Source organism: Bacteroidota bacterium, from assembly GCA_017303905.1.
Classification (GTDB): domain Bacteria; phylum Bacteroidota; class Bacteroidia; order B-17B0; family Aurantibacillaceae; genus JAHEYG01.
Window position 1 is genome coordinate 554626 of the sequence record JAFLBH010000003.1, and the last position, 21164, is coordinate 575789.

Consider the following 21164-nt stretch of genomic DNA (forward strand, 5'->3'; position numbering starts at 1 on the left):
GGTTTCTGTACTTCCCCCTCTCTATTCATATAGTGGGCCGGGGTGAGTTTTATTTGTTTCCCGCAGATTACGCGGATTTTCGCAGATGGGTTTCTGTACTTCCCCCTCTCTATTCATATAGTGGGCCGGGGTGAGTTTTATTTGTTTCCCGCGGATTACGCAGACTTTCGCAGAGCGGTTTCTGTACTTCCCCTTCTCTATTCATAGAGAGGGTCTGGGTGAGTTTTATTTGTTTCCCGCAGATTACGCGGATTTTCGCAGATGGGTTTCTGTTCTTCCCCTTCTCTATTCATATAGTGGGCCGGGGTGAGTTTTATAAAAGCTGTCTCTACTACCCCTTCGACAAGCCTGTCTGCCGACTAGGCAGGCTCGGGGACCAACTCGACATGACATTTACTTTTTAAAAAAATCATAAATTAAAATCACTAAATCCTAACCCCTATATCCTCTGCCTCTATATGACATTTACTTCTTAACTCTTCGCTTAATTCCCTTCTTTGCTTTTAGATTCTCTCTCTTCAATAATTTAAAATGTTGTGTTAATTGAGGGCATTGTCTTCTTATGTACAAAGGCAATGCTTTGTTTATTTTAATAAGCTGATTATTGCTGAAATACAAAAGCACTTCGGGCTTCACATTCTCCCTGCTACTCTCAAGCAGCAATACCGATTCAAAAACATTAAAATACCGATCCAGATTAGCAAAACCTAAATGATATCTTTGAATAATTTCTTCGTCATTCACATAGTGTCCGCCATTTTGGTATCTGATAGCTACACGCTCTTTTGCGAGTGAGGTACTTTTTAAACAAAAAAACATGAGGTGTACGGCAAAATCGGCAGCCCTAAATTGATTCACCCAAAACATAGGATCTGAATGAAAATTTGTCTCGAAGGCAAAATCCTTTTTTCTAACCAATGAGTCCTTAATTTGAGTTTCAAATTCCTCTTGCGTTTTATTCCAGGCCATTTGTTCACGAAACTCGAAGTCGAAAGGAAAATTATTATAAATCTCCTTCTTTCTTTTATCAGCGTCAAATATCTTTAGCTTTGTTGCAAGGATAGTGGAAGCGTAAGTAGATTTACCGGAACCATTGCAACCTGCAATTAACACCAAATTTGGTTTAGACATTAAATAGTTTTTCGCTTTGAGAAACTGTCATTTTTTTAAGAGTACCTTTTCGCTTTGCAGTGCGGTATTTCTTCACCTGCATTCTAACCTTGCGCATAACAAGGCTCATTTCTTTTGAGTTTTCAGAAGACGCAATAAATATTTGCTTGATTTTCTTCATATACAAATTTACAAAAACATTCTGTTATTCAAAAGTAACTCCTCAACCGATCACACTTCCCCCCTCTCTATTCATAGTGAGGGTCGGGGTGAGTTTTATTTGTTTCCCGCGGATTACGCAGACTTTCGCAGAGCGGTTTCTGCGCTTCCCCCCTCTCTATTCATATAGTGGGTCGGGGTGAGTTTTATTTGTTTCCCGCGGATTACGCAGATTTTCGCAGAGCGGTTCCTGTACTTCACCCTCTCTATTCATATAGTGGGCCGGGGGTGAGTTTTATTATCCAGGTTGAGTTCAAAAAGATGTCTCGACTACGCCCTCCTTCACTATAGTTGCGGAGGGTAAACTCGATATTAGATTATGTGTACTCGTCATTCCGACCAGAGGGAGGAATCTGTTTAGTAAATAAGATTACTTCGTTCCTCGCAATGACGTACTCCATTCCCTTACTCCTTAATCCTATATCCTCTGCCTCTACTTTCTATGCGGTAACCCGAAATTAATTTTATACCACACACGCTCATGAATGAAGTATAAAATCATTTTGGTAAAAAGTTCAAGTCCGCCAATTTTCAAACCAACCATTGGGTCGCCGGTAACAATCCAAGCCAGTACAACCGAATCGATAGTGCCTACAATTCGCCAGGTAATTGTTTTCATGGCATGACGCTTTACCGAAGGATGGATGGATGCAAGACGATCAATTAGCATTTTTTATTTTTTTCGCAGATGTTGCTGATTTTCGTAGAGCGGTTCCTGCACTCCCCCCCTCTCTACCTGTAGAGAGGGACGGGGTGAGTTTTATAAAAGCTGTCTCAACTACCCCTCGACAAGCCTGTCTGCCGACTAGGCAAGCTCGGGGACCATCTCGACATGACATTTACTTTTAAAAAAATCATAAATTAAAATCACTAAATCCTAACCCCTATATCCTCTGCCTCTCCCACATGGCTCCGCCGTTCTCAGTCACAATTGAGGTAACATTCTGAGCTTTCATAGGCAGTCTGAAAATACTATTTCTTATTGCGCAATTTCACGAGCCACCAACCGAGTTAATAGAAGCGTGTTGTTAATAAGTCGGATGCCGCCTTTTCACTCTCATACTCTCATTTAAAAAAAGAAAATATGTTACAACACCCGTTAAAAATTTACTCATGTTTGAGTAGGGAAATTGGAGCGGTTTCACGAGGGTTTGAATGTTTTGGTTTCACGCGGAGGCGCAAAGACGCAGAGTGGGCTCTTTACTGATCATTATTTATTTTTCCCGCGGATTACGCAGATTCTCGCAGAGCGGTTCCTGTACTTCACCCTCTCTATTCATAGAGAGCCTGCCTGTCGTAACTAAGGCAGACAGGGGCCGGGGTGAGTTTTATTTGTTTCACACGGAGGCGCAAAGACGCAGAGTTTTTCTGCACTCCCCCCTCTCTACCTGTAGAGAGCCTGCCTGTCGTACCTAAGTCAGACAGGGGGCCGGGGGTGAGTTCAAAAAAATGTCTCGACTACCCTTCGACAAGCCTGTCTGCCGACTAGGCAGGCTCAGGGACCAACTTGACATTCTGTGTATTCGTCATTCCGACCAGAGGGAGGAATCTGTTTAGTAAATAAGATGGCTTCGTTCCTCGCAATGACGTACTCCTAACTCGTAAATCCTAATTTACCCCAACCCTATCTCAATTTTACTATATTTGATTATACAAAATCATCCCCATGAAAACAAAATCAATTCTCTTTCTTTTGTTTATTGCGTGCAGCTCACTTTTTTCACAAACACCAAAAATAAAATGGTGGTACAATACCAATGATTTTTCGGCTGGGCAAACCGCGGCGAAAGATATTGATGGTGATGGAAAAAAAGAATTGGTTTTTGGTTGCTATCGTAACGATTCATCCATCTATGCGCTTAATTCGGAAAACGGAACGCTGCTTTGGAAATATAATGCCAGTGCAGTCGGCACCCATGGCTGTAATGATGTGGCTCCGATTATTTACAACGTTGATAATATTGGATCGGAAGAGGTTATTGTTCCCGCTTCCTGCAATCCCAAAACGTTTTGTTTTAATGGTCCGAATGGCACCGTAAAATGGGTAGCGAATACCAAGGGCAGTGATTCACCTCCTACCATTGCCGATGTGGATAATGATGGGAAACCGGAAGTGCTACACGGCGAATTCGGAGGCTATGTTCTATGCCTGAACGCAGAAGATGGTTCTCAAGCCTGGGAAATTAAAGTGGATGGTAATTCCTGGATACAAACCGCACCAACGATTGTGGATTTGGATAACAACGGGCAGTTAGATTTTGTAGTCGCCACCTGGAATTTTAATTATAAGGACAGCATCTTCGCTTTCCGCGGAAACAATCAAACACGTTTGTGGGCTTATCCGGTTCACGATCATATTTACCATGGTACAGCTGTGGCGGATTTGGATAACGATGGTAAACCCGAATTACTCATCGGCTCCTATAACGACACGCTGTACTGCATCAATGGAGAAAACGGTACAACTGCCTGGAAATATTGTGGCAGCGGTTACGTTGGCTCTCCGGCGGCGATTGGTGATATTGACAACGACGGTATATGCGACGTAGTATTTACTAACGGTTCGCAGGTAACGGCACTTAGTAATAGCGGCGCTTTAAAATGGACTTACACCATTCCTAATTTCGGACAAGCATTCAGAGGGGTGGCTTTAGCTGATATGAATAAAGATGTTTATCTGGATGTGGTTTTTGGTTCGAGTAAAGGACAATTGATGGCCTTAAACGGTAACAACGGAAGTTTGCAATGGAGCATTGACCTGGCGGCGCATTATGGTAATTCACAATATTCATTAAGTCACGCGCCGGTGATTTCCGATTTCGACGGTGACGATACCTTAGATGTTTTTATTGTGGGTGGTTATGGGATTTATCCCAACACTTCCGGAAATTTCGGTCGCGCCTACATGGTATCGGTAGCTAAGGGGAACGGTCCGGACTGGCTCATGTTTCAACGTGATATCTGGAGACAATCTTCCATGTGCAGTAATTCACCAACAGCAATTCATGAATTAGAAAATGGTAAAGAGAACACTATTGTTTACCCTAACCCTGCTCATTCTGTCTTGAATTTTAAATTAAGTGAGGAGAATGAATCCGCAAACATGGTGAAAATATTTAACTGTAATGGCTCGCTAGTGGCTGAAGAGGAAATCATTTCAGCTGACCACAGCATAAACATCAGCGAGTGGCCGGCAGGAATTTATTTCTATCAAGTATTATTCAATGGAAACAAAACCATGACAGGAAAATTTGTTGTGGAAAAATAAATTGCTGCAACCTTAGCTTGCTTAATTCATTTATGGATGCTAAGTAACAAACTCGCAGATTAATTTGGATAGATAAAATATTTTACTACCTTTAATTATAGTCTACACAAATGGTTATACGCTTGCCAAACTATTTTATTTACGTTTTACTCTTTTTAGTGAGTAGTCGCGCCGGTTTATTCGCCTCTAAAAACGATTCGTTATTAGCTAAAGCAAATGCTGTGCTTTGTATTGAAGCTGCTTCGAGTCACGCAACGCTCAATTGGTATCCCGAAAAAAATAAAAGCATTTTAATCATTGCTTCCGAAAACACAAACATCACTGCGCCGGATGTTCATTCGTCTTACATTGCTAATTCGCATTACGGAAAAGGCACTTCTCTCAATAATGGATTTGTGGTTTATTACGGCAATGCGTCTTCCATAAACATCAGCGGATTAAAAAAAGGAAAAAAATATTATTTTACATTTTATGAAATAAGTGCGGAAGGTTTTGTGACAAGTAATGCGGCGTTGTTAAATCCATCCAATCAAACTAACATTCTTGAAAAACCAATTCCGCAAACTCCCAATGCGGTGGTTACTTGTGTATGTCCGGCTATTGCCGGCATTACCTGTACGCTCACGGGCACTACTAATACCGGTTCATCTGTTGCTTCCGCGGCGGGTTGCCCGCACGTTGGTTATTGCAGTCCTACAACAAACAATTCATGGTCGAGTGCAGCCGGAACAGGAACATTACAGTATATGTTTTCCGCGCCGGTTTCAGCAGCAACACTGCGTGCTAATTCTGTCAACACAAATGATTATGCTACTGTTTCTGCCAGCGGCGGTTCGGGTGGCGCGCTTTCTATAACGGGAGTTGTATGTATGGGCGTCGCCGGATTGGTGATTGGTCCGCTTACTGTTGCGTCCAGTTACGGTGGTGTAAGCTGGACAGTTAACTCAACTGGTTCTTACACTAATGTTACATTATTAAACACTGGCGCACAATCCGGTTGGGTATCGGCTTGTCCTACTGCTATTACCGCTGCACCATTACCAATTGAATTAGTTTCATTAAAGGGAGATTGTGTAGGAAAAAACATTGTACTGAATTGGCAAACGGCCAGCGAAAAAAACAACAGTTATTTCACCATTGAGAGAAGTTTTAATACGGAAGATTGGGAAGAAATTGGAAGAGTAGCCGGTGCAGGAAACTCCAACCAGCTAATGAAGTATGAGTTTGCGGATTTGAATACAATTAAAGGAAATGCTTATTACAGATTAAGACAAACGGATCTCGATGGACGATTTAAACTTTCGGAATTAATTGCAGTTGAAAGTTGCAAGGGTGTTGTGGATGTGATGGTTTATCCGAATCCTGCAAAGGATATTGTTAATGTGAAATGTGCTTCGCCACTAAACTTAGAAATCTATAATATTTTGGGAGAAAAATTAAGTGAAGAAAAGTTGGTGGCCGGTCAGAATAAAATTGACATAAGCACTTTGGCCATTGGTACCTATTTCTTTAAACTTTCAGATTCTGATTCCACCCTTCAGTTCTCGAAAGTGGTGGTGAGCCGCTGATTTTAAGAATTACATCAATTTCTTTCAACCTGTAATATTATTGCCTATACGTTTTTATTTTTCGGTTCTCGTTCAAGCAAGCTTGACTCAACCTGTAAAATCAAAAAAAGGATAGAACTGCGTTCTATTCTTTTCATTTATCTGTACCTCCAAGGGGAATGAATCCGAACCTTGGATCGATACTATCCAAAAGTTGGCAAATAAGATTCATACCACCAGTGAACGGAATATCAGTAAATGTCCAAATAATTCGAATAAATGAACATATAACTTTTTAATTCGATAAAATGGACATATATTTGCAATATGTCCATTTATTATTAAAATATGAACAAATCTAAAAAGATAGCTTTTGACAGAAACACCCCATATAATGATCTGCCATTATTACCACCCAATGAGAACATCATTGATAAAGAAATATTAATTAAATGGGGCTTGGCTTCACGTGCACTGGCAGAACTGAATAAAAATATTATGCGGATTCCGAATCCATTGATGTTGGTTAACACGATCTCTTTACAGGAAGCGCAAAGTTCCACTGCTATTGAAAACATTTTTACAACGGAAGACGAACTATACAAAGCCATTTCAGATACCGTAAAAGAAGTACACGCAAATCCGGCTACAAAAGAAGTTTTACGATATCGGGAAGCTTTATGGAGTGGACATCAAGCATTAACAAAAAAGAAAGTGTTTGATAAATCAATTGCAATAAAGGTCTTCCAACAAGTTAAAAACTCCAAGCAAGGTATAAGAACTCCTCAATCACAAGTAGTTATTAAAAGAGGACAAAGCGAATTTAAAGCCGGAGAAATTATTTACACACCACCAAGAGGAGAAGGTATCGTTGAAAAAAAAATAGAAAATCTGTTTAAATTTTTGAATGAAGAAAATGATTTTGATCCCTTATTAAAAATGACAATTGCACATTATCAATTCGAAGCAATTCACCCATTTATTGATGGAAACGGAAGAGCGGGACGTATATTAAACTTACTTTATCTGGTTCATCAAAAATTATTATCGCATCCTGTATTATACCTAAGTAAGTACATCATTAATCATAAAGACGATTACTACCACCATTTGGCGGGAGTAACTCAGCGTGGAGCATGGAAGCCATGGATACTGTTTATGCTAAAAGCAGTTGAAGGAACAGCAGTTATTACCAATCAAAAAATTGATGAGATCCTTCTTCAAATGGATTCAACTTATAAATATGCCAATTCAAAATTGAAATGGTATTCGTTAGAATTGAATCAGGCGCTTTTCTCACAACCCTACGTAAAACAAAAATTAATAGGCGAAATTACAGGTGCGCGAAGCAGAACAACGCTTACAAAATACATGTCACAACTGACAGAGCTTGGAATACTTTCTGCACATGAAGACGGAAGAGAGGTGTTTTATATTAACAATGATTTGATTCGGATATTAGAGTCATAGTTCCGAGGTGTCCTTAAAAAAGAAAACTCCAAAAAAAGTTACCTTTTTTTGGAGTTCGTGTACCTCCGGCGGGACTTGAACCCGCACGACTGTTGAGGTCACAGGATTTTAAGTCCTGCGTGTCTACCAATTCCACCACAGAGGCATCCTGGTGTTAAAAAAGCCCTTTTGGGGGCTTTTTCGAGCGGAAAACGGGTCTCGAACCCGCGACCTTAACCTTGGCAAGGTTACGCTCTACCAACTGAGCTATTTCCGCTTAATTTTCACTCTTATCATAAAAGTGACTATTTCAAATCCTCTTAATGAGGTCCCATCGTTTTGGGGCAGCAAATGTAATGGTTTTTTTAAAAATCCTCAAAATTTTGGGGTGTTTTTTTGATTTTTAAGGCAATTTACTGATTAGTTTGAGGTTACTTCATTACTTAATATGCGAACTTGAAACAAAGAAGGGTTTCTAAATAAAAGAAGCCTCGAATCAGCGCTCTTCTCCACTAAATCCTGAATCCTTAATAGATGTCTCAACCGCACCCACCTTCATAATTATTGCGGAGGATAAACTCGACATAACAACAATCCAATATTTAAGATTTGTATTTATTCTTCCCCCTCTCTATTCATAGAGAGGGCCGGGGTGAGTTCAATTAAAGATTTCTCGCTTGAGCTCGAAATGACAATTCGCTCAAAAATCATCACTCATAAATATGAACTTATGTTGATTGCTTCGTTCCTCGCAATGACGTATTATAAACATCAAACATTAATCATCATCCCCCAACTAACTTCTTTATCTCATTTAACTTCAACAGGGCCTCTACAGGTGTCAAGGTATTAATATCCGTTTTTAAAATGTCTGCTTTTATTTGCTCCAAAACAGGATCATCTAACTTGAAAAAGCTCAATTGCATTTCATCATCCGGTATTACTTTCTTTCGTCCGTTACTTTTCACCTGTATATCTTCCGTCTCTCCATCCAATGGCACTAATTCCATTTCGTGCTCTTTCTCTAATTGTTTTAGTACTTGATTGGCTCTCTCAATAACTACTTTTGGCATTCCTGCCATACGCGCTACATGTATACCAAAACTATGCTCGCTTCCCCCTTCTGCCAACTTACGAAGGAAAATAATTTTATTGTTGATTTCCTTCACGCTCACATTAAAGTTCTTGATGCGCGGGAAATAATTTGTCATTTCATTCAATTCATGATAATGCGTAGCAAATAATGTTTTGGCTCTGTTCGCCGGTTGATTGTGTAAGTATTCAGCAATTGCCCATGCGATGGAAATTCCGTCATACGTTGATGTTCCTCTTCCAATCTCATCTAACAACACTAAACTTCGCGCCGTAATATTATTTAAGATGCTGGCCGTTTCATTCATCTCTACCATGAAGGTGGATTCGCCGGATGAAATATTATCGGTAGCTCCAACACGTGTAAAAATTTTATCGATGATTCCTAACTCAGCAGCTTCAGCCGGAACAAAAGCGCCAATTTGCGCTAATAAAACAATGAGTGCCGTTTGTCGTAACAAGGCTGATTTACCACTCATATTCGGACCGGTAATCATCATCACTTGCTGCTCTTCATTATCCAGATAAACCGAATTGCTAACATATTCTTTGTCAACCGGCAATTGTTTTTCAATGACAGGATGGCGCCCTTCCGTAATTTTAATGGCATAACCCTCGTTAACTTGCGGCATCACATAATTATTTTCAATCGCTAAAGCTGCAAATGAACTTAATACATCTAATCTAGCTACGAGTCCGGCGTTTAATTGAATAGGCACAATGTAATCGGATACATCACGAATCACCGCTTCAAATAATTGTTGCTCTAAGGCTGTAATTTTTTCTTCGGCGCCTAAAATTTTCTCCTCGTAATTTTTTAACTCAGGAGTAATGTAACGCTCCGCATTGGTTAAAGTTTGTTTGCGTATCCATTCTTGCGGCACTTTATCTTTATGCGCATTGGTTACTTCCAAATAATAACCAAACACGTTGTTGTAAGAAATTTTTAAACTCGGAATTCCGGTGTTGGCGCTTTCTCTTTGCTGTATTTGTATTAAATAATCTTTTCCTGAATAAGCAATACTTCTTAACTCATCAAGTTCTGCGTTTACACCGGCTTTAATCACATCGCCCTTTAAGATGTTTACCGGCGCTTCTTCGTTTATTTCTCTTTCTAACTTATCCTTTATTAAAGCGCAGGCGTTTAATTGATCGGCGATTTTTTTAAGGGATGCAGGTTCCACCACACTCATCTCTAGTTTTAATTGCTCAATGATGTTGAGTGATCGCTTTAACTGAACTAACTCACGCGGATTAACACGTGTTGCTGCTACTTTAGAAATCAATCGCTCTAAATCGCCTACTTCCTTTAATAATAAATTGATTTTTAATCGCAGTTCATTATGTTGCACAAAATAATTCACGGCTTCATGTCGCTCATTTATTTGCTCAACAGATTTAAGTGGCAATGCTAGCCATCGCTTTAATAAACGAGACCCCATTGGGGTTACTGTTTTATCAATCACGTCAATTAAACTTTTTCCGTTCTCGTTATTGGAAGCAAATAATTCGAGGTTGCGAATGGTGAATTTATCCAACCACACATATTGCTCCTCATCAAGACGACTAACTTTAGTAATGTGCTTTAATTTGTCGTGTTTGGTTTCGTTTAAGTAATGAAGTAAAGCTCCACAACTCACAATTGCCAGACTGTAATCTTCAATTCCAAATCCTTTTAAAGATGTTGTTTCAAACTGCTTAATTAAACTTTCATAACCGTAATCGTATGTAAAAGCCCAATCATCTAATCCGAAAATATAAAAGCGGTCGCCGATTAATTCTTGTAAATCGTTTCTCTTATTTTTCTCAAATAAAATCTCATTAGGCTTAAAGTTCTGAATCAATCTTTCTACATAGGTCGTGCTGCCTTGTCCGACTAAAAATTCACCGGTACTGATATCCAAGAATGAAACCCCGGCTTTGTCTTTGTCTAAATGTATACTGGCTAAGAAATTATTTTTTTGATGATCTAAAACTTTATCATTGAAGCTCACACCGGGCGTAACTAATTCGGTGATGCCACGCTTCACAATGGTTTTCGTCATTTTTGGATCTTCGAGTTGATCACAAATAGCTACGCGATAACCTGCTCTTACTAACTTGGGCAAATAAGAATCGAGGGAGTGATGCGGAAATCCGGCCAACTCAATATGCGATGCCGAACCGTTTGCCCGCTTTGTTAATACTATACCTAAAACCTTTGCGGTTTTAACGGCATCATCTCCAAATGTTTCATAAAAATCGCCCACTCTAAATAACAATATGGCATCCGGGTATTTCACCTTGATGCTGTTATATTGTTTCATGAGGGGGGTTTCTTTGTCGCCTGCTTTTGCCATAATAAGGATAGCTAAGTTACGACAAGGTTATTGGAAGGCGGAATTAAATTTTTAACACAATACATGATTTTGTTTAAAACAAAAAGCCCCTCTCGAATGAGAAGGGCTTTTATTATTTAAGAGTGTTATGTTTAACGGTATACGCTAATAGATCCTTTATCTTCGTAATCCTTACCATCGGCGCCTTTCGCCTTCAGGATGTAGAAGTAAGTACCTACAGGAACTTCTTTACCGCCGAAGTTTTTACCATCCCATGATACGTTTCCGCTTTCAGATTTTACATCATACATTTTAACACCCCAACGATCGAATACCGTAAAAGTAATCTCAGATAAATTGGTTGTTAATAATGTGAAGCTATCATTAACACCGTCACCGTTCGGAGTAAACACGTTTGGTACAGTTAATTCTGATGGTAAATCAACTACTACAAGAGCTGTTGCAGTACCAACACAAGATACAGTCCCAACATTTTGTGCCATTACCAACAACACTGTGTAAGTTCCTGCGGTTTGGTATTGATTTGAACCACCAGGATAAGGAGTTGCAGAACCTGTGTAAGTGTTTGCTAAACTTGTTGTGCTTACTGTAATACCGTTACCGTAGTTCCAGGTAGTAGTCATAGTTCCTGAACTACTTGTAAATGGAGTTGTATTAGAGAAACCAACATTTAACGGAGCATAACCTGAAGCAGGGTTTGGTGTCATACTTACATCCAATGAACCTGAAGTAACAAGTATAGAGTTAGTCGTAGAACACCCGTTTACTGTATTTGTAATAACAACTTCATATACACCCGGAGCGTTTACAGTTGTACTGTAACCGTTTGGTGATCCCATACCTGCATTTTCAGGAGGAGTCCATGAATATGTATACGTATTAGATGTAGTAGTGGTGCCGGCCGTTACAATCGTTGTGGTTTGTCCGCAAGGTATTTGTACAGGCGCTAAAGCTACAGTTGAAGGGAATGTTACGTTCAACGGAACCACACATGTTGTTACTGAAGAACATCCGTTTAAGCTATTGGTGTAATCCATAGTATAAGTACCAGGTGCACAGAAGGTAGAACCCGGAATGTTATTTGTAAACGTAGGAGCCGGTGAAGTAAATGTAAATGTAATTGGGATAGTAGACGTTCCGGTTGCTAACTGAGGTGATAGCTGAACACAAGAGTTGGCACAAGTTATCGCACTCGGTGTAAACACCGCGTTATAGCGTGGCACAAATATATCCTTATAGAACTGTACCCTTTGTCGACCCACACAACCATTCGCAGGATTAGTTGCTAATACTGTGTAATTGGTAGGTGAAGTACTTGAAGTAATGTTCGATAAGTTAACAACCACCTGGTTAGTGAATGTTGTTAAGTTTGGCGGAACAGTCCAGCTATAGTTATTAGCTGCCAGTTGAGGGTTTGATATAGCCGTTGCGAGCAATGTATTGTTTGTACAAGTTAAGGTGTAACTGTTACTTGGCAAATTAGTAATAGCAGTTGGGAAGATACGTGCCGTATCTATCATAACGTTTACGGTTTGTGTAACTGTACAGCCTAAACCATCCTTAAATCCTGCAACATAAGTACCGGGAACACACACTGAATAGCCACCATTCACAGGAGTGGTTGTTACACTGGTAGTAACATTTGTCCAAGAATAAGAAATTGGTGCTATTGTAGAGCTTGAAGCAATTGCTAAACTCACACAAGGAACCGAGCATGTAATAGTATAACCTAAGTTAGCTGTTACCGACATGGTTGGAATTGTTGAGTTGGATGTTACTGATACGGTTTGAGAATTTGAGCAACCGTTTGCTACGTTAGTAAATACAACCGTATATGTGCCCGGCGCATTAAAGGCTCCAACCAAAGGTGTACTTGATAGGCCTCCAACAGGAACTCCCGGAGGTGCAAACCACTGACCTACGATATTTACTGTTGTAGAAGAGGTTGCCGTAAACGTTGCAGGTGCTCCATTACAAGTTAAGTTGCCTGTTATTGGGTTTACAGAAACGGTAGGTACTGCTGTATTTTGTACAATCGCAATTGTTTGTGTAGTCGGACAAGAACCTGCGCCTAAATCGGCTCCAATCACTGTTAATACGTTTGTACCACTTGGTGCACCGCCGGTCCATGTGGAGCCCGTCGCTGTACCGGTTGTTGTACTTACCCAAGTATACGTCATATTGGTTAAAGTACCCGTATTAATCGCATTTAAAGAAATACTCGGTGGATTACAACCTATTATCGTACCACTTGGTGCGCTAATTGAGAATGATCCTATCGGAGGGGCTGCCTGGAAATTTACTGTTTGCGTTGCAATACAACCAGCCATGTCTGTTATAGTAACAGTTGTTGTGCCTGCAGGAAATCCCGTATAAGTTCCTGTTGTTGCCGACTGACCTACAGTGGCTGTTGGCATTGCAGGCGCAAAACTCACCGTATAATTTGGAGTTGCTGATGTGTTGGGTGATCCGCTTCCCATTATTAATGATAAGCCATTAACCGTACTTGTACACGAAACTTGAGTCTGTGAAGACACCGCTAAGTTTGGAGCAGGTGAAATTACTACACTCACTGTTCGAACAATTGGTAAACAAGCACCTGGAGGATTCATTGTTAAGGTGTACATTCCGGTTACAGATGTTGTTACTGTTTGTGCAGTTGAACCATTTACCAATGGATCCGGACCGGCCCAAAGATAAGGACCAACACCAGGAGGAGCTGTAATCGTAGCCGTGTTACCCGTACCGCAAGTTGGTAATGTAATGTTTGGTGTACCGGCAGGGAATGAGGTACCGTTACCGATAATTGCCATTGGAGAGCATTGAGCATCAAAATAAATGTAACCATAATGTCCACCTGCATTACAGTCAAAAGCTTCAACTTCAATGGTAACGCACTGTCCAATATAAGAGGTTAAATCTAAAGTATTTTGCTTCCAACGATTGTAAGAAACACCCGCGGTAGCGGCTGGTAAATAAGTAACCGTGTTTCCTACAGAAGGAGAACTACAAGCCATTGCTCCACCTGGACAACCGGCGGTTTGAGGTGCTGTAGCAGTAAACTGAGGACAACCTAAAAGTGTTGTTGTTGCGGGCGCACATCCTAATTGCACTTTAATTGAAAAACCGCCACTGGTACAACAACAGTGAGAACTTTGTAATACTGCTATAAAAGCAAACTGGAATAATGCATTATTTGGTGTTACATTGATGTTCTTTTTTAAACGATGCGCCGTATAACCACCCGTGTTATTATTCATCTTAATAAACCAATCTCCAAAACATTGAAAACCATTCAAAGTTGTTGCCGCAGGATAAGAAGTGGTGGTATTACCGTAAACTGAATAAATAGGATAGGATGCGCCAATAACAGGGTCAATCAAACCAGTTGAACCTCCAGACATCACCCAAACAGCATTCGGGTTGCCGGTCATAGTCTTATATACACAAGACGCATTGGCACCCGTGTTAGAACCCGAGTTAACTGTCCAACCATTAATTGCGGTAGGTAATGTAACATTAATTGTACCCGGAACAGCTGAAACCAAACCTGCCTCTTCAAAATCTTCATTCACACAATTAGCAACTGCAATTGAATTCGGGCTACCACCTTTTGCAGTAGAAGGAGCAATAGGTTCCACTGTTTTTAAATTGTATTTCGCTTTCACGAAGTCACGCTTCATGTAATACATCATTACCTTGTACTCATCACCCACATAATCATCCGCCAAAATAGCTGCACTGGCAGCATTCTCATCAAACCCTTTGATTGAGTCAGCAGAGAAAATGTAATTTGGGGCAACGTTAGGATGCTCGAACTGTGCATTCGCATTAGTTGCGCTTAAAACCAGAGCAACTAACAGAAAGGCTAACTTTTTAACAATTGATTTTTTCTTCATTTCCTGTTTGGTTAATTATTAATGAATTCTATTTTGTCAGATTTTAACAAGAAACGTGCCAAAATTAAATTTTTGTTAAAATGAGGGATAAAAAAACGTAAAATACTGATTTTCTTACATTTAAATATTCGTTAATTTATTGAGCTAAAAATTTACATCTAATTTCATAAGACCTTTTCATCAAATATTGCTGATAATTGAAGATAGTTGGTTATTAGTAAAAACTATAATAACGTATCGCTTGGATATAATCTTTTATCTTTGAACTCATCATTCAAACCAACTATGAAATTACTTCAAAATAAAGTAGCTCTTATTACAGGTGCTACGCGAGGAATCGGTAAAGGCATCGCTCTTGCTTTTGCCCAACAAGGCGCTAATGTTGCCTTTACTTATGTGAGTTCAGAAGAAAAAGCTCTGGCTCTTGAAAAAGAATTAACCGCATATGGCATTAAAGCGAAAGGTTACAAAAGCGATGCCGGTGATTTTAAAGCGGCCGATCAATTAGTAAATGATGTGGTTGCTGAATTTGGAACTGTCGATGTTTTAGTTAACAACGCCGGAATCACCCGCGACACTTTGTTAATGCGTATGAGCGAACAACAATGGGATGAAGTAATCAACGCTAATCTTAAATCTGTATTTAATTTAACAAAAGCTGTTCAACGCCCGATGCTTAAAGCGCGTAGCGGCTCTATCATAAATATGAGTTCGGTGGTGGGTGTAAAAGGAAACGCAGGACAAGCTAACTACGCTGCTTCAAAAGCAGGTATCATCGGCTTCACAAAGTCTGTTGCGCTTGAATTGGGTTCTCGTAACATTCGTTGCAACGCGATTGCACCCGGATTTATTGAAACTGAAATGACCGGTGCGCTGGATGAGAAAGTAGTACAACAATGGCGTGATAGTATCCCTCTTAAACGCGGAGGTTCTGCCGATGATGTGGCTAACCTTACTTTGTTTTTAGCCAGTGATATGAGCGGCTACATTACAGGACAGTGCATCAATGTTTGTGGTGGAATGCTTACTTAATATTTTACTTTTATTATTTAACTTTAATGTCTGCCTGCGGGCAGACATTTTTTTTATATGGATCTTATTTCAGAACATGCCTGGTATTTTTTATTGCTTTGTCCCCTTGCGGGATTATTGTATGCATGGCTTCTGTATAACCGCGAGAAGAAACGTGACACATTTACAAAACCAGTATTATACTTTCTAACCGCATTACGATTCGTTTCTGTACTTATAATCACTTTGCTGTTGCTGAATCTTTTTTTGAAGCGAACAATTAACGAAACAGAGAAGCCTCTGATTTTGTTTGCGCACGACAACTCCGCTTCCATTATTGCAACTGCCGACTCTCAATTCATTAAAAAAGAATTTACAACTCTTCTAGAAAAAGTAAAATCAGAAGTTGGCGAGAAATACGCCGTTAAATCGCTTCTCTTCGGAAATAAAGTGACTACCGGAGAACTACCTGATTACAACGACAAGGAAACTGACTTATCACAACTCTTATCCGAAATTGATAATAATTACGCGAATCAAAACATTGGCGCTTTAATTATTACCAGCGATGGTATCATCAACCGGGGCTCAGGCAATTTTGATTTAGCGAACAGATTTAAATTCCCGGTATACACAGTTGCCTTAGGCGACACCACACTCACAAAAGATTTAACCATTAAAAAAATCAATCACAATCAAGTGGTTTATCTAGGTAATAAATTTCCGGTTGAAGTAATTACTCAAGCTTTTAAACTAAACGGCAAGACATCAACCGTTAGTATATTTAAAGATGGAGCGAAAAAAGCCGAACTTCCTCTTAAAATTAACAGTGATAATTTTATCCAAACACTTTCTTTTGTTTTAGAAGCGGAGAAACCGGGTGTTCAGAAATACAAAGTGGTAGTAAATTCTTTACCTGAGGAGAATAACAAAAGTAATAACACGATGGATTTTGTGGTAGACGTAATTGATACCCGCGAAAAAATCCTCATCCTCTCTTCTGCCCCACATCCCGATGTCGCTGCCATAAAAGAAAGTTTGGAAAGCGCACAAACCTATGAGGTAGAAACCTCATCCGCTTTTGATTTTAATAAACCATTGAAGCCATATAGCCTTGTCATTCTCCACAACATTTCTACGAACAATCGCTCATTAATGAATGAATTAAACACCAACAACCAACCTTACTTAATTATTCAGGCGGCCATTAATGAAAATTTACCCGGACTAAAAATCAATAGTTCATATAATAAACAAAACGAAACGGAAGCTTTGCTCAATAAAAATTTCACCTTGTTTAATTTAAGCGATGAACTAAAAAATTTCATTAAAGACTTCCCTGCCGTAAACACACCATTTGGAAATTATATTACTTCACCGGGCACCAATAGTCTTTTGTACCAAAAAATTGGCGTTGTGGAAACGGAAAATCCATTGATACTTTTTAACGATAATAGCGGAAGAAAAACAGGCATCATGGCTTTTGATGGTTTATGGCGATGGAAACTTCGTGATTTTGCTGAACACAAAAATCATAATTTATTTAATGAACTTATTTCGAAAACCGTTCAATACCTCGCTGTAAAAGCCGATAAAAGTTTCTTCAGGTTAATCACGAAAAAAATAATTTCGGAAAATGAAAACATAGAATTTAACGCGGAAGTATACAATCAAAGTTACCAACTCGTAACAGAACCTGAAGTGAATGTGATTATCACCGACAGTGCCGGCAAACAATTTACTTACACCATGAGTAAAACATCTAACGCTTACTATTTAAACAGCGGATTATTTCCGACAGGAGAATATAAATACAAAGCCACGGTGAAAGTCAACAATCAGGTATTCACACAAAGTGGTAGCATTACCGTTAAAGCCATTGTTGCAGAAAAAACAATTACGGTTGCCAATCATCAATTGCTTCATCAATTAGCGATGAGTACCGGAGGCAAATTATTTCACAAAAATGAAACTGAAAAATTAAAGCAGGAATTACTAAATAACGAAACCATAAAACCCATAACCTACTCACAAAAACAATTGAGTGATTTAATTGATTTGAAATGGATGTTCTTTTTGATTATCGGATTATTGAGCCTCGAATGGTTTTTACGTAAACGCAGCGGCACTATTTAATTAACGAACCTTTCGCATAATTTCGCGCTTCACATCTCTCTCTTTAATGCTTTCACGTTTATCAAATTCCTTTTTCCCTTTTGCAAGGGCTATTTCCAGTTTTGCATAACCACTATCTGAAATAAATAATCGAATGGGAACGATGGTTAATCCCTGATCTTTTAATTTTTTTTGCATTTTATTCAGCTCAGGCTTACTCAACAACAACTTTCTTTCACGATTAGGTTCATGGTTATAGTGAGTGCCCTCTGAATATTCGGCAATATGCATGTTCCGGATAAAAAGCTCATTGTTTCTGAAATAACAATAACTGTCAACCAGAGCTGCTTTACCTTCGCGAATAGATTTAATCTCAGTGCCGGTTAATACTAAACCTGCCACCAACTTTTCTAAAAACTGATAGTCGAACTTGGCGCGACGGTTTTCTATATTAACCTTATTGTTTATTTTAGCTGACACGTTGCAAATATACTAATACCATGTCAAACCACAGTGTACAATTATCAGTTGCGAAAACAGAAGACATTCCTGCTATTGCCAAACTCGCCCATACCATCTGGCATCAACATTACACGAGCATTATTGGTACCGACCAAATCAACTACATGCTGGAGATGATGTACAGCTATGAGAGTTTAACTGAACAAATGACACAAAAGGGACATGTGTTTTATTTAATTCATGAAGACGAACGCTGCATTGGTTTTATTTCGGTGAGTAAAATGGAAAATGCCACACACAGTTACTTCATTCATAAATATTACTTACTGCAAGAGTTAGCAGGAAAAGGAACTGGCACGGCGGCATTTATTGAATTACTAAAGCTACTCAAACCCGAAGAACTCCGTTTAACAGTGAACCGTCAGAATTTTAAATCCATCAATTTTTATTTTAAAAACGGATTTAAGATTGAACAAGTTGCCGATTTTGACATCGGCAACGGTTATGTGATGAATGATTTTGTGATGGTTTGGAGAAAGTAACCCCTCTGTCCTTCGGACATCTCCCCTTAGCAGGGGAGAATTAAGTCGTGGCGGTATTAAACTTTTTTAGAAACGATTCCTCCCCCTGCTACGGGCGAGGGGGTTTAACCTAATTTCGCAGATAAGTCTTCCCATTTCTGCATTTCAGCCTCGAGAGAAGTTTTCAATTTGTTATAATTGTCAAAAAAGGTTTTATCGTTAACTAACTGATTATAGGTTTCAGTATTAGAAAGTTTATCATCGCATTTTTTTATTTCTGCTTCCAGTCTTTCAATTTCACTTTCTACTTTTTTTATTTGATTGCGAATTTGTTTTTGTTCCTGCTCATTAGAATCAACCACTTGTTTTTTTTCAACTACGGCTTCCTTCTTTACGGCAGCAACTTTTTTATCTAAATCCAATTCATTCAAACGCTCCACCTTTCGTAACTCCATAAACTCTTCGATACCTCCCAAATGTTCTTTAACGTGGCCATCTCTGAATTCAAATAAACGTGTACACATTCCTTTCATGAAATCACGATCGTGACTTACCATAACAATGGTTCCTTCGTAATCCAATAAGGCTTGCTTCAAAATTTCCTTCGAACGAATATCCAAGTGATTGGTTGGCTCATCTAACAATAACAAATTGTAAGGCTCTAATAATAATTTACACAAGGCTAATCGTCCGCGCTCTCCCCCACTCAACACCTTCACTTTTTTGTCAATGTCTTCGCCGCTAAATAAAAAAGCACCTAATAAATTTCTAACGCGTTTACGGATATCGCCCACCGCTAAATCGTCGATGGTTTGAAAAACTGTTTTATCTCCATCCAACTTCTCTTCCTGATCTTGCTCGAAATAGCCCATCATCACGCTATGCCCTAACTGCACGGTTCCTTCGTGTTGTACTTTCTTCGCAATCATTTTCATCATGGTCGATTTTCCTTCACCATTTCTTCCAACAAAACCAATACGTTCACCTTTGGTGATGATAAAATTAGCATCGGAGAAAATTCTTTTTTCACCATACTCTTTACCTGCATGCTCAGCTGTTATCACGATTTTACCACTGTGCGCCGGAGGAGGAAAACGGAAGTACATAGCTGCTGTATCATCTTCATCCACCTCAACGCGCTCCATGCGATCGAGTTTTTTGATTAACGATTGAGCAAAGGAAGCTTTATTGGCTTTTGCACGGTATTTATCAATCAACACTTCGGTTTGATCAATGATTTTTTGCTGATTCTTAGCGGCGTTTTCTTGTTGTTCTTTACGTTCTTTACGCAACACCAAATAACGAGAGTAATTGGTTTTATAATCGTAAATTTTTTGGTTTACAATTTCAATGGTACGATTGGTAACGTTATCTAAAAATGTTTTATCGTGACTAATTAATACAACTGCACCGGGGAAAGTCTCCATGAATTCTTCCAACCATTGAATCGCTTCAATATCCAAGTGATTGGTAGGCTCATCTAACAACAAAACATCCGGCTTTTGTAATAATAATTTTGCTAATTCAATACGCATGCGCCAACCGCCGCTAAACTCTGAGGTCTGGCGTTGCAAATCTTTACGGTCAAATCCCAAACCTTTTAAAATTTTCTCAATCTCCTCTTCCACATTTCCGGCGCCAACAATATCCAATCGGTGATTGATGTCGGTTAAGTCCTCAATCAATTTCATGTACTCATCACTTTCGTAATCGGTACGTGTTTCCAATTGGTGGTTAATTTCGTCCAAACGTTTTTGCATCATTTGAACCTCCTGGTAGGCTGTTTCAGTTTCGGCAAATACAGTACGTCCGTGTTGATGGGTCATATCCTGCGGTAAATAACCGATTTTGCATTCACGCGGAATAGCAATTTCACCTTTGGTAGGGTTTTGTTGTCCTGCCAATAATTTAAGCATGGTAGATTTACCTGCGCCATTTCTTCCTGCCAAACCAATACGGTCCTTAGGATTAATTAAAAAGGAAATATTATCGAACAGAGTGAAACCACCAAATGCTACTGTTGCGCCGTTAACCGAAATCATCTTACCAATTATAAATTATGAATGCAGAATTATGAATTTTGCGGTGCAAAGATAGGGAATTATTGCAGGATTTAGGATATAGAATGAAGG

13 protein-coding genes and 2 tRNA genes are annotated in these 21164 nt (G+C 39.3%); 6 read left to right on the forward strand and 9 right to left on the reverse strand.

Features of this window, described 5'->3' with window-relative positions; all coding sequences use genetic code 11:
• Window positions 1-465: 465 nt before the first annotated feature.
• From J0L69_13080 to J0L69_13090, 3 genes are all read right to left on the reverse strand, one after another.
• Complete coding sequence (locus J0L69_13080) at window positions 466-1131, reverse strand: hypothetical protein (GenBank protein ID MBN8694122.1); 666 nt, start codon at window positions 1129-1131, stop codon at window positions 466-468.
• The gene (locus J0L69_13085) at window positions 1124-1291 is read right to left on the reverse strand and encodes a hypothetical protein (protein MBN8694123.1); all 168 of its coding nucleotides are present in this window, start codon (window positions 1289-1291) and stop codon (window positions 1124-1126) included. Before J0L69_13085 ends, J0L69_13080 begins: the two co-directional genes overlap by 8 nt.
• Window positions 1292-1762: 471 nt before the next feature.
• Complete coding sequence (locus tag J0L69_13090; protein MBN8694124.1) at window positions 1763-1999, reverse strand: DUF2061 domain-containing protein; 237 nt, start codon at window positions 1997-1999, stop codon at window positions 1763-1765.
• A 996-nt stretch (window positions 2000-2995) separates the two neighbouring features.
• Between J0L69_13090 and J0L69_13095 the strand changes: the two genes are divergently transcribed.
• The 3 genes from J0L69_13095 (at window position 2996) to J0L69_13105 (ending at window position 7614) form a co-directional block, all read left to right on the forward strand.
• Window positions 2996-4597 carry a VCBS repeat-containing protein gene (locus tag J0L69_13095; GenBank protein ID MBN8694125.1) on the forward strand — a complete coding sequence of 534 codons (1602 nt, stop codon included), beginning with the start codon at window positions 2996-2998 and terminating at the stop codon, window positions 4595-4597.
• 110 nt (window positions 4598-4707) lie between these two features.
• Entirely contained in the window at window positions 4708-6165 is a 1458-nt protein-coding gene (locus J0L69_13100; protein ID MBN8694126.1) for a T9SS type A sorting domain-containing protein, read from the forward strand.
• A gap of 327 nt (window positions 6166-6492) precedes the next feature.
• Window positions 6493-7614: a Fic family protein gene (locus tag J0L69_13105; protein MBN8694127.1), complete on the forward strand. Its 1122-nt coding sequence runs from the start codon at window positions 6493-6495 to the stop codon at window positions 7612-7614.
• 60 nt (window positions 7615-7674) lie between these two features.
• Here the strand turns inward: J0L69_13105 and J0L69_13110 are convergent.
• The 4 genes from J0L69_13110 to J0L69_13125 all read right to left on the reverse strand — a co-directional run bounded on the left by J0L69_13110 (window position 7675) and on the right by J0L69_13125 (window position 14923).
• Window positions 7675-7759, reverse strand: a tRNA-Leu gene (locus tag J0L69_13110).
• Between the two features lie 38 nt (window positions 7760-7797).
• Window positions 7798-7870 (reverse strand) — tRNA-Gly (locus J0L69_13115).
• Window positions 7871-8378: 508 nt separating this feature from the next.
• Window positions 8379-11024 carry a DNA mismatch repair protein MutS gene (gene mutS / locus J0L69_13120; GenBank protein ID MBN8694128.1) on the reverse strand — a complete coding sequence of 882 codons (2646 nt, stop codon included), beginning with the start codon at window positions 11022-11024 and terminating at the stop codon, window positions 8379-8381.
• Window positions 11025-11155: 131 nt separating this feature from the next.
• Entirely contained in the window at window positions 11156-14923 is a 3768-nt protein-coding gene (locus J0L69_13125) for a gliding motility-associated C-terminal domain-containing protein (GenBank protein ID MBN8694129.1), read from the reverse strand.
• Window positions 14924-15208: 285 nt separating this feature from the next.
• Here J0L69_13125 and fabG point away from each other — a divergent pair, with 285 nt between their 5' ends.
• Together fabG and J0L69_13135 are read left to right on the forward strand one after the other, a co-directional pair.
• Entirely contained in the window at window positions 15209-15955 is a 747-nt protein-coding gene (fabG, locus tag J0L69_13130) for a 3-oxoacyl-[acyl-carrier-protein] reductase (GenBank protein MBN8694130.1), read from the forward strand.
• A gap of 246 nt (window positions 15956-16201) precedes the next feature.
• Window positions 16202-18070 carry a hypothetical protein gene (locus J0L69_13135; GenBank protein ID MBN8694131.1) on the forward strand — a complete coding sequence of 623 codons (1869 nt, stop codon included), beginning with the start codon at window positions 16202-16204 and terminating at the stop codon, window positions 18068-18070.
• Here the strand turns inward: J0L69_13135 and smpB are convergent, their stop codons facing one another.
• Window positions 18071-18529 (reverse strand): SsrA-binding protein SmpB, encoded by a 459-nt coding sequence (gene smpB, locus J0L69_13140; protein ID MBN8694132.1) that lies wholly within the window; start codon window positions 18527-18529, stop codon window positions 18071-18073.
• 20 nt (window positions 18530-18549) lie between these two features.
• Here smpB and J0L69_13145 point away from each other — a divergent pair, with 20 nt between their 5' ends.
• Complete coding sequence (locus J0L69_13145; protein ID MBN8694133.1) at window positions 18550-19053, forward strand: GNAT family N-acetyltransferase; 504 nt, start codon at window positions 18550-18552, stop codon at window positions 19051-19053.
• A gap of 104 nt (window positions 19054-19157) precedes the next feature.
• Here the strand turns inward: J0L69_13145 and J0L69_13150 are convergent, their stop codons facing one another.
• Complete coding sequence (locus tag J0L69_13150) at window positions 19158-21074, reverse strand: ABC-F family ATP-binding cassette domain-containing protein (protein ID MBN8694134.1); 1917 nt, start codon at window positions 21072-21074, stop codon at window positions 19158-19160.
• Window positions 21075-21164 lie beyond the last annotated feature (90 nt).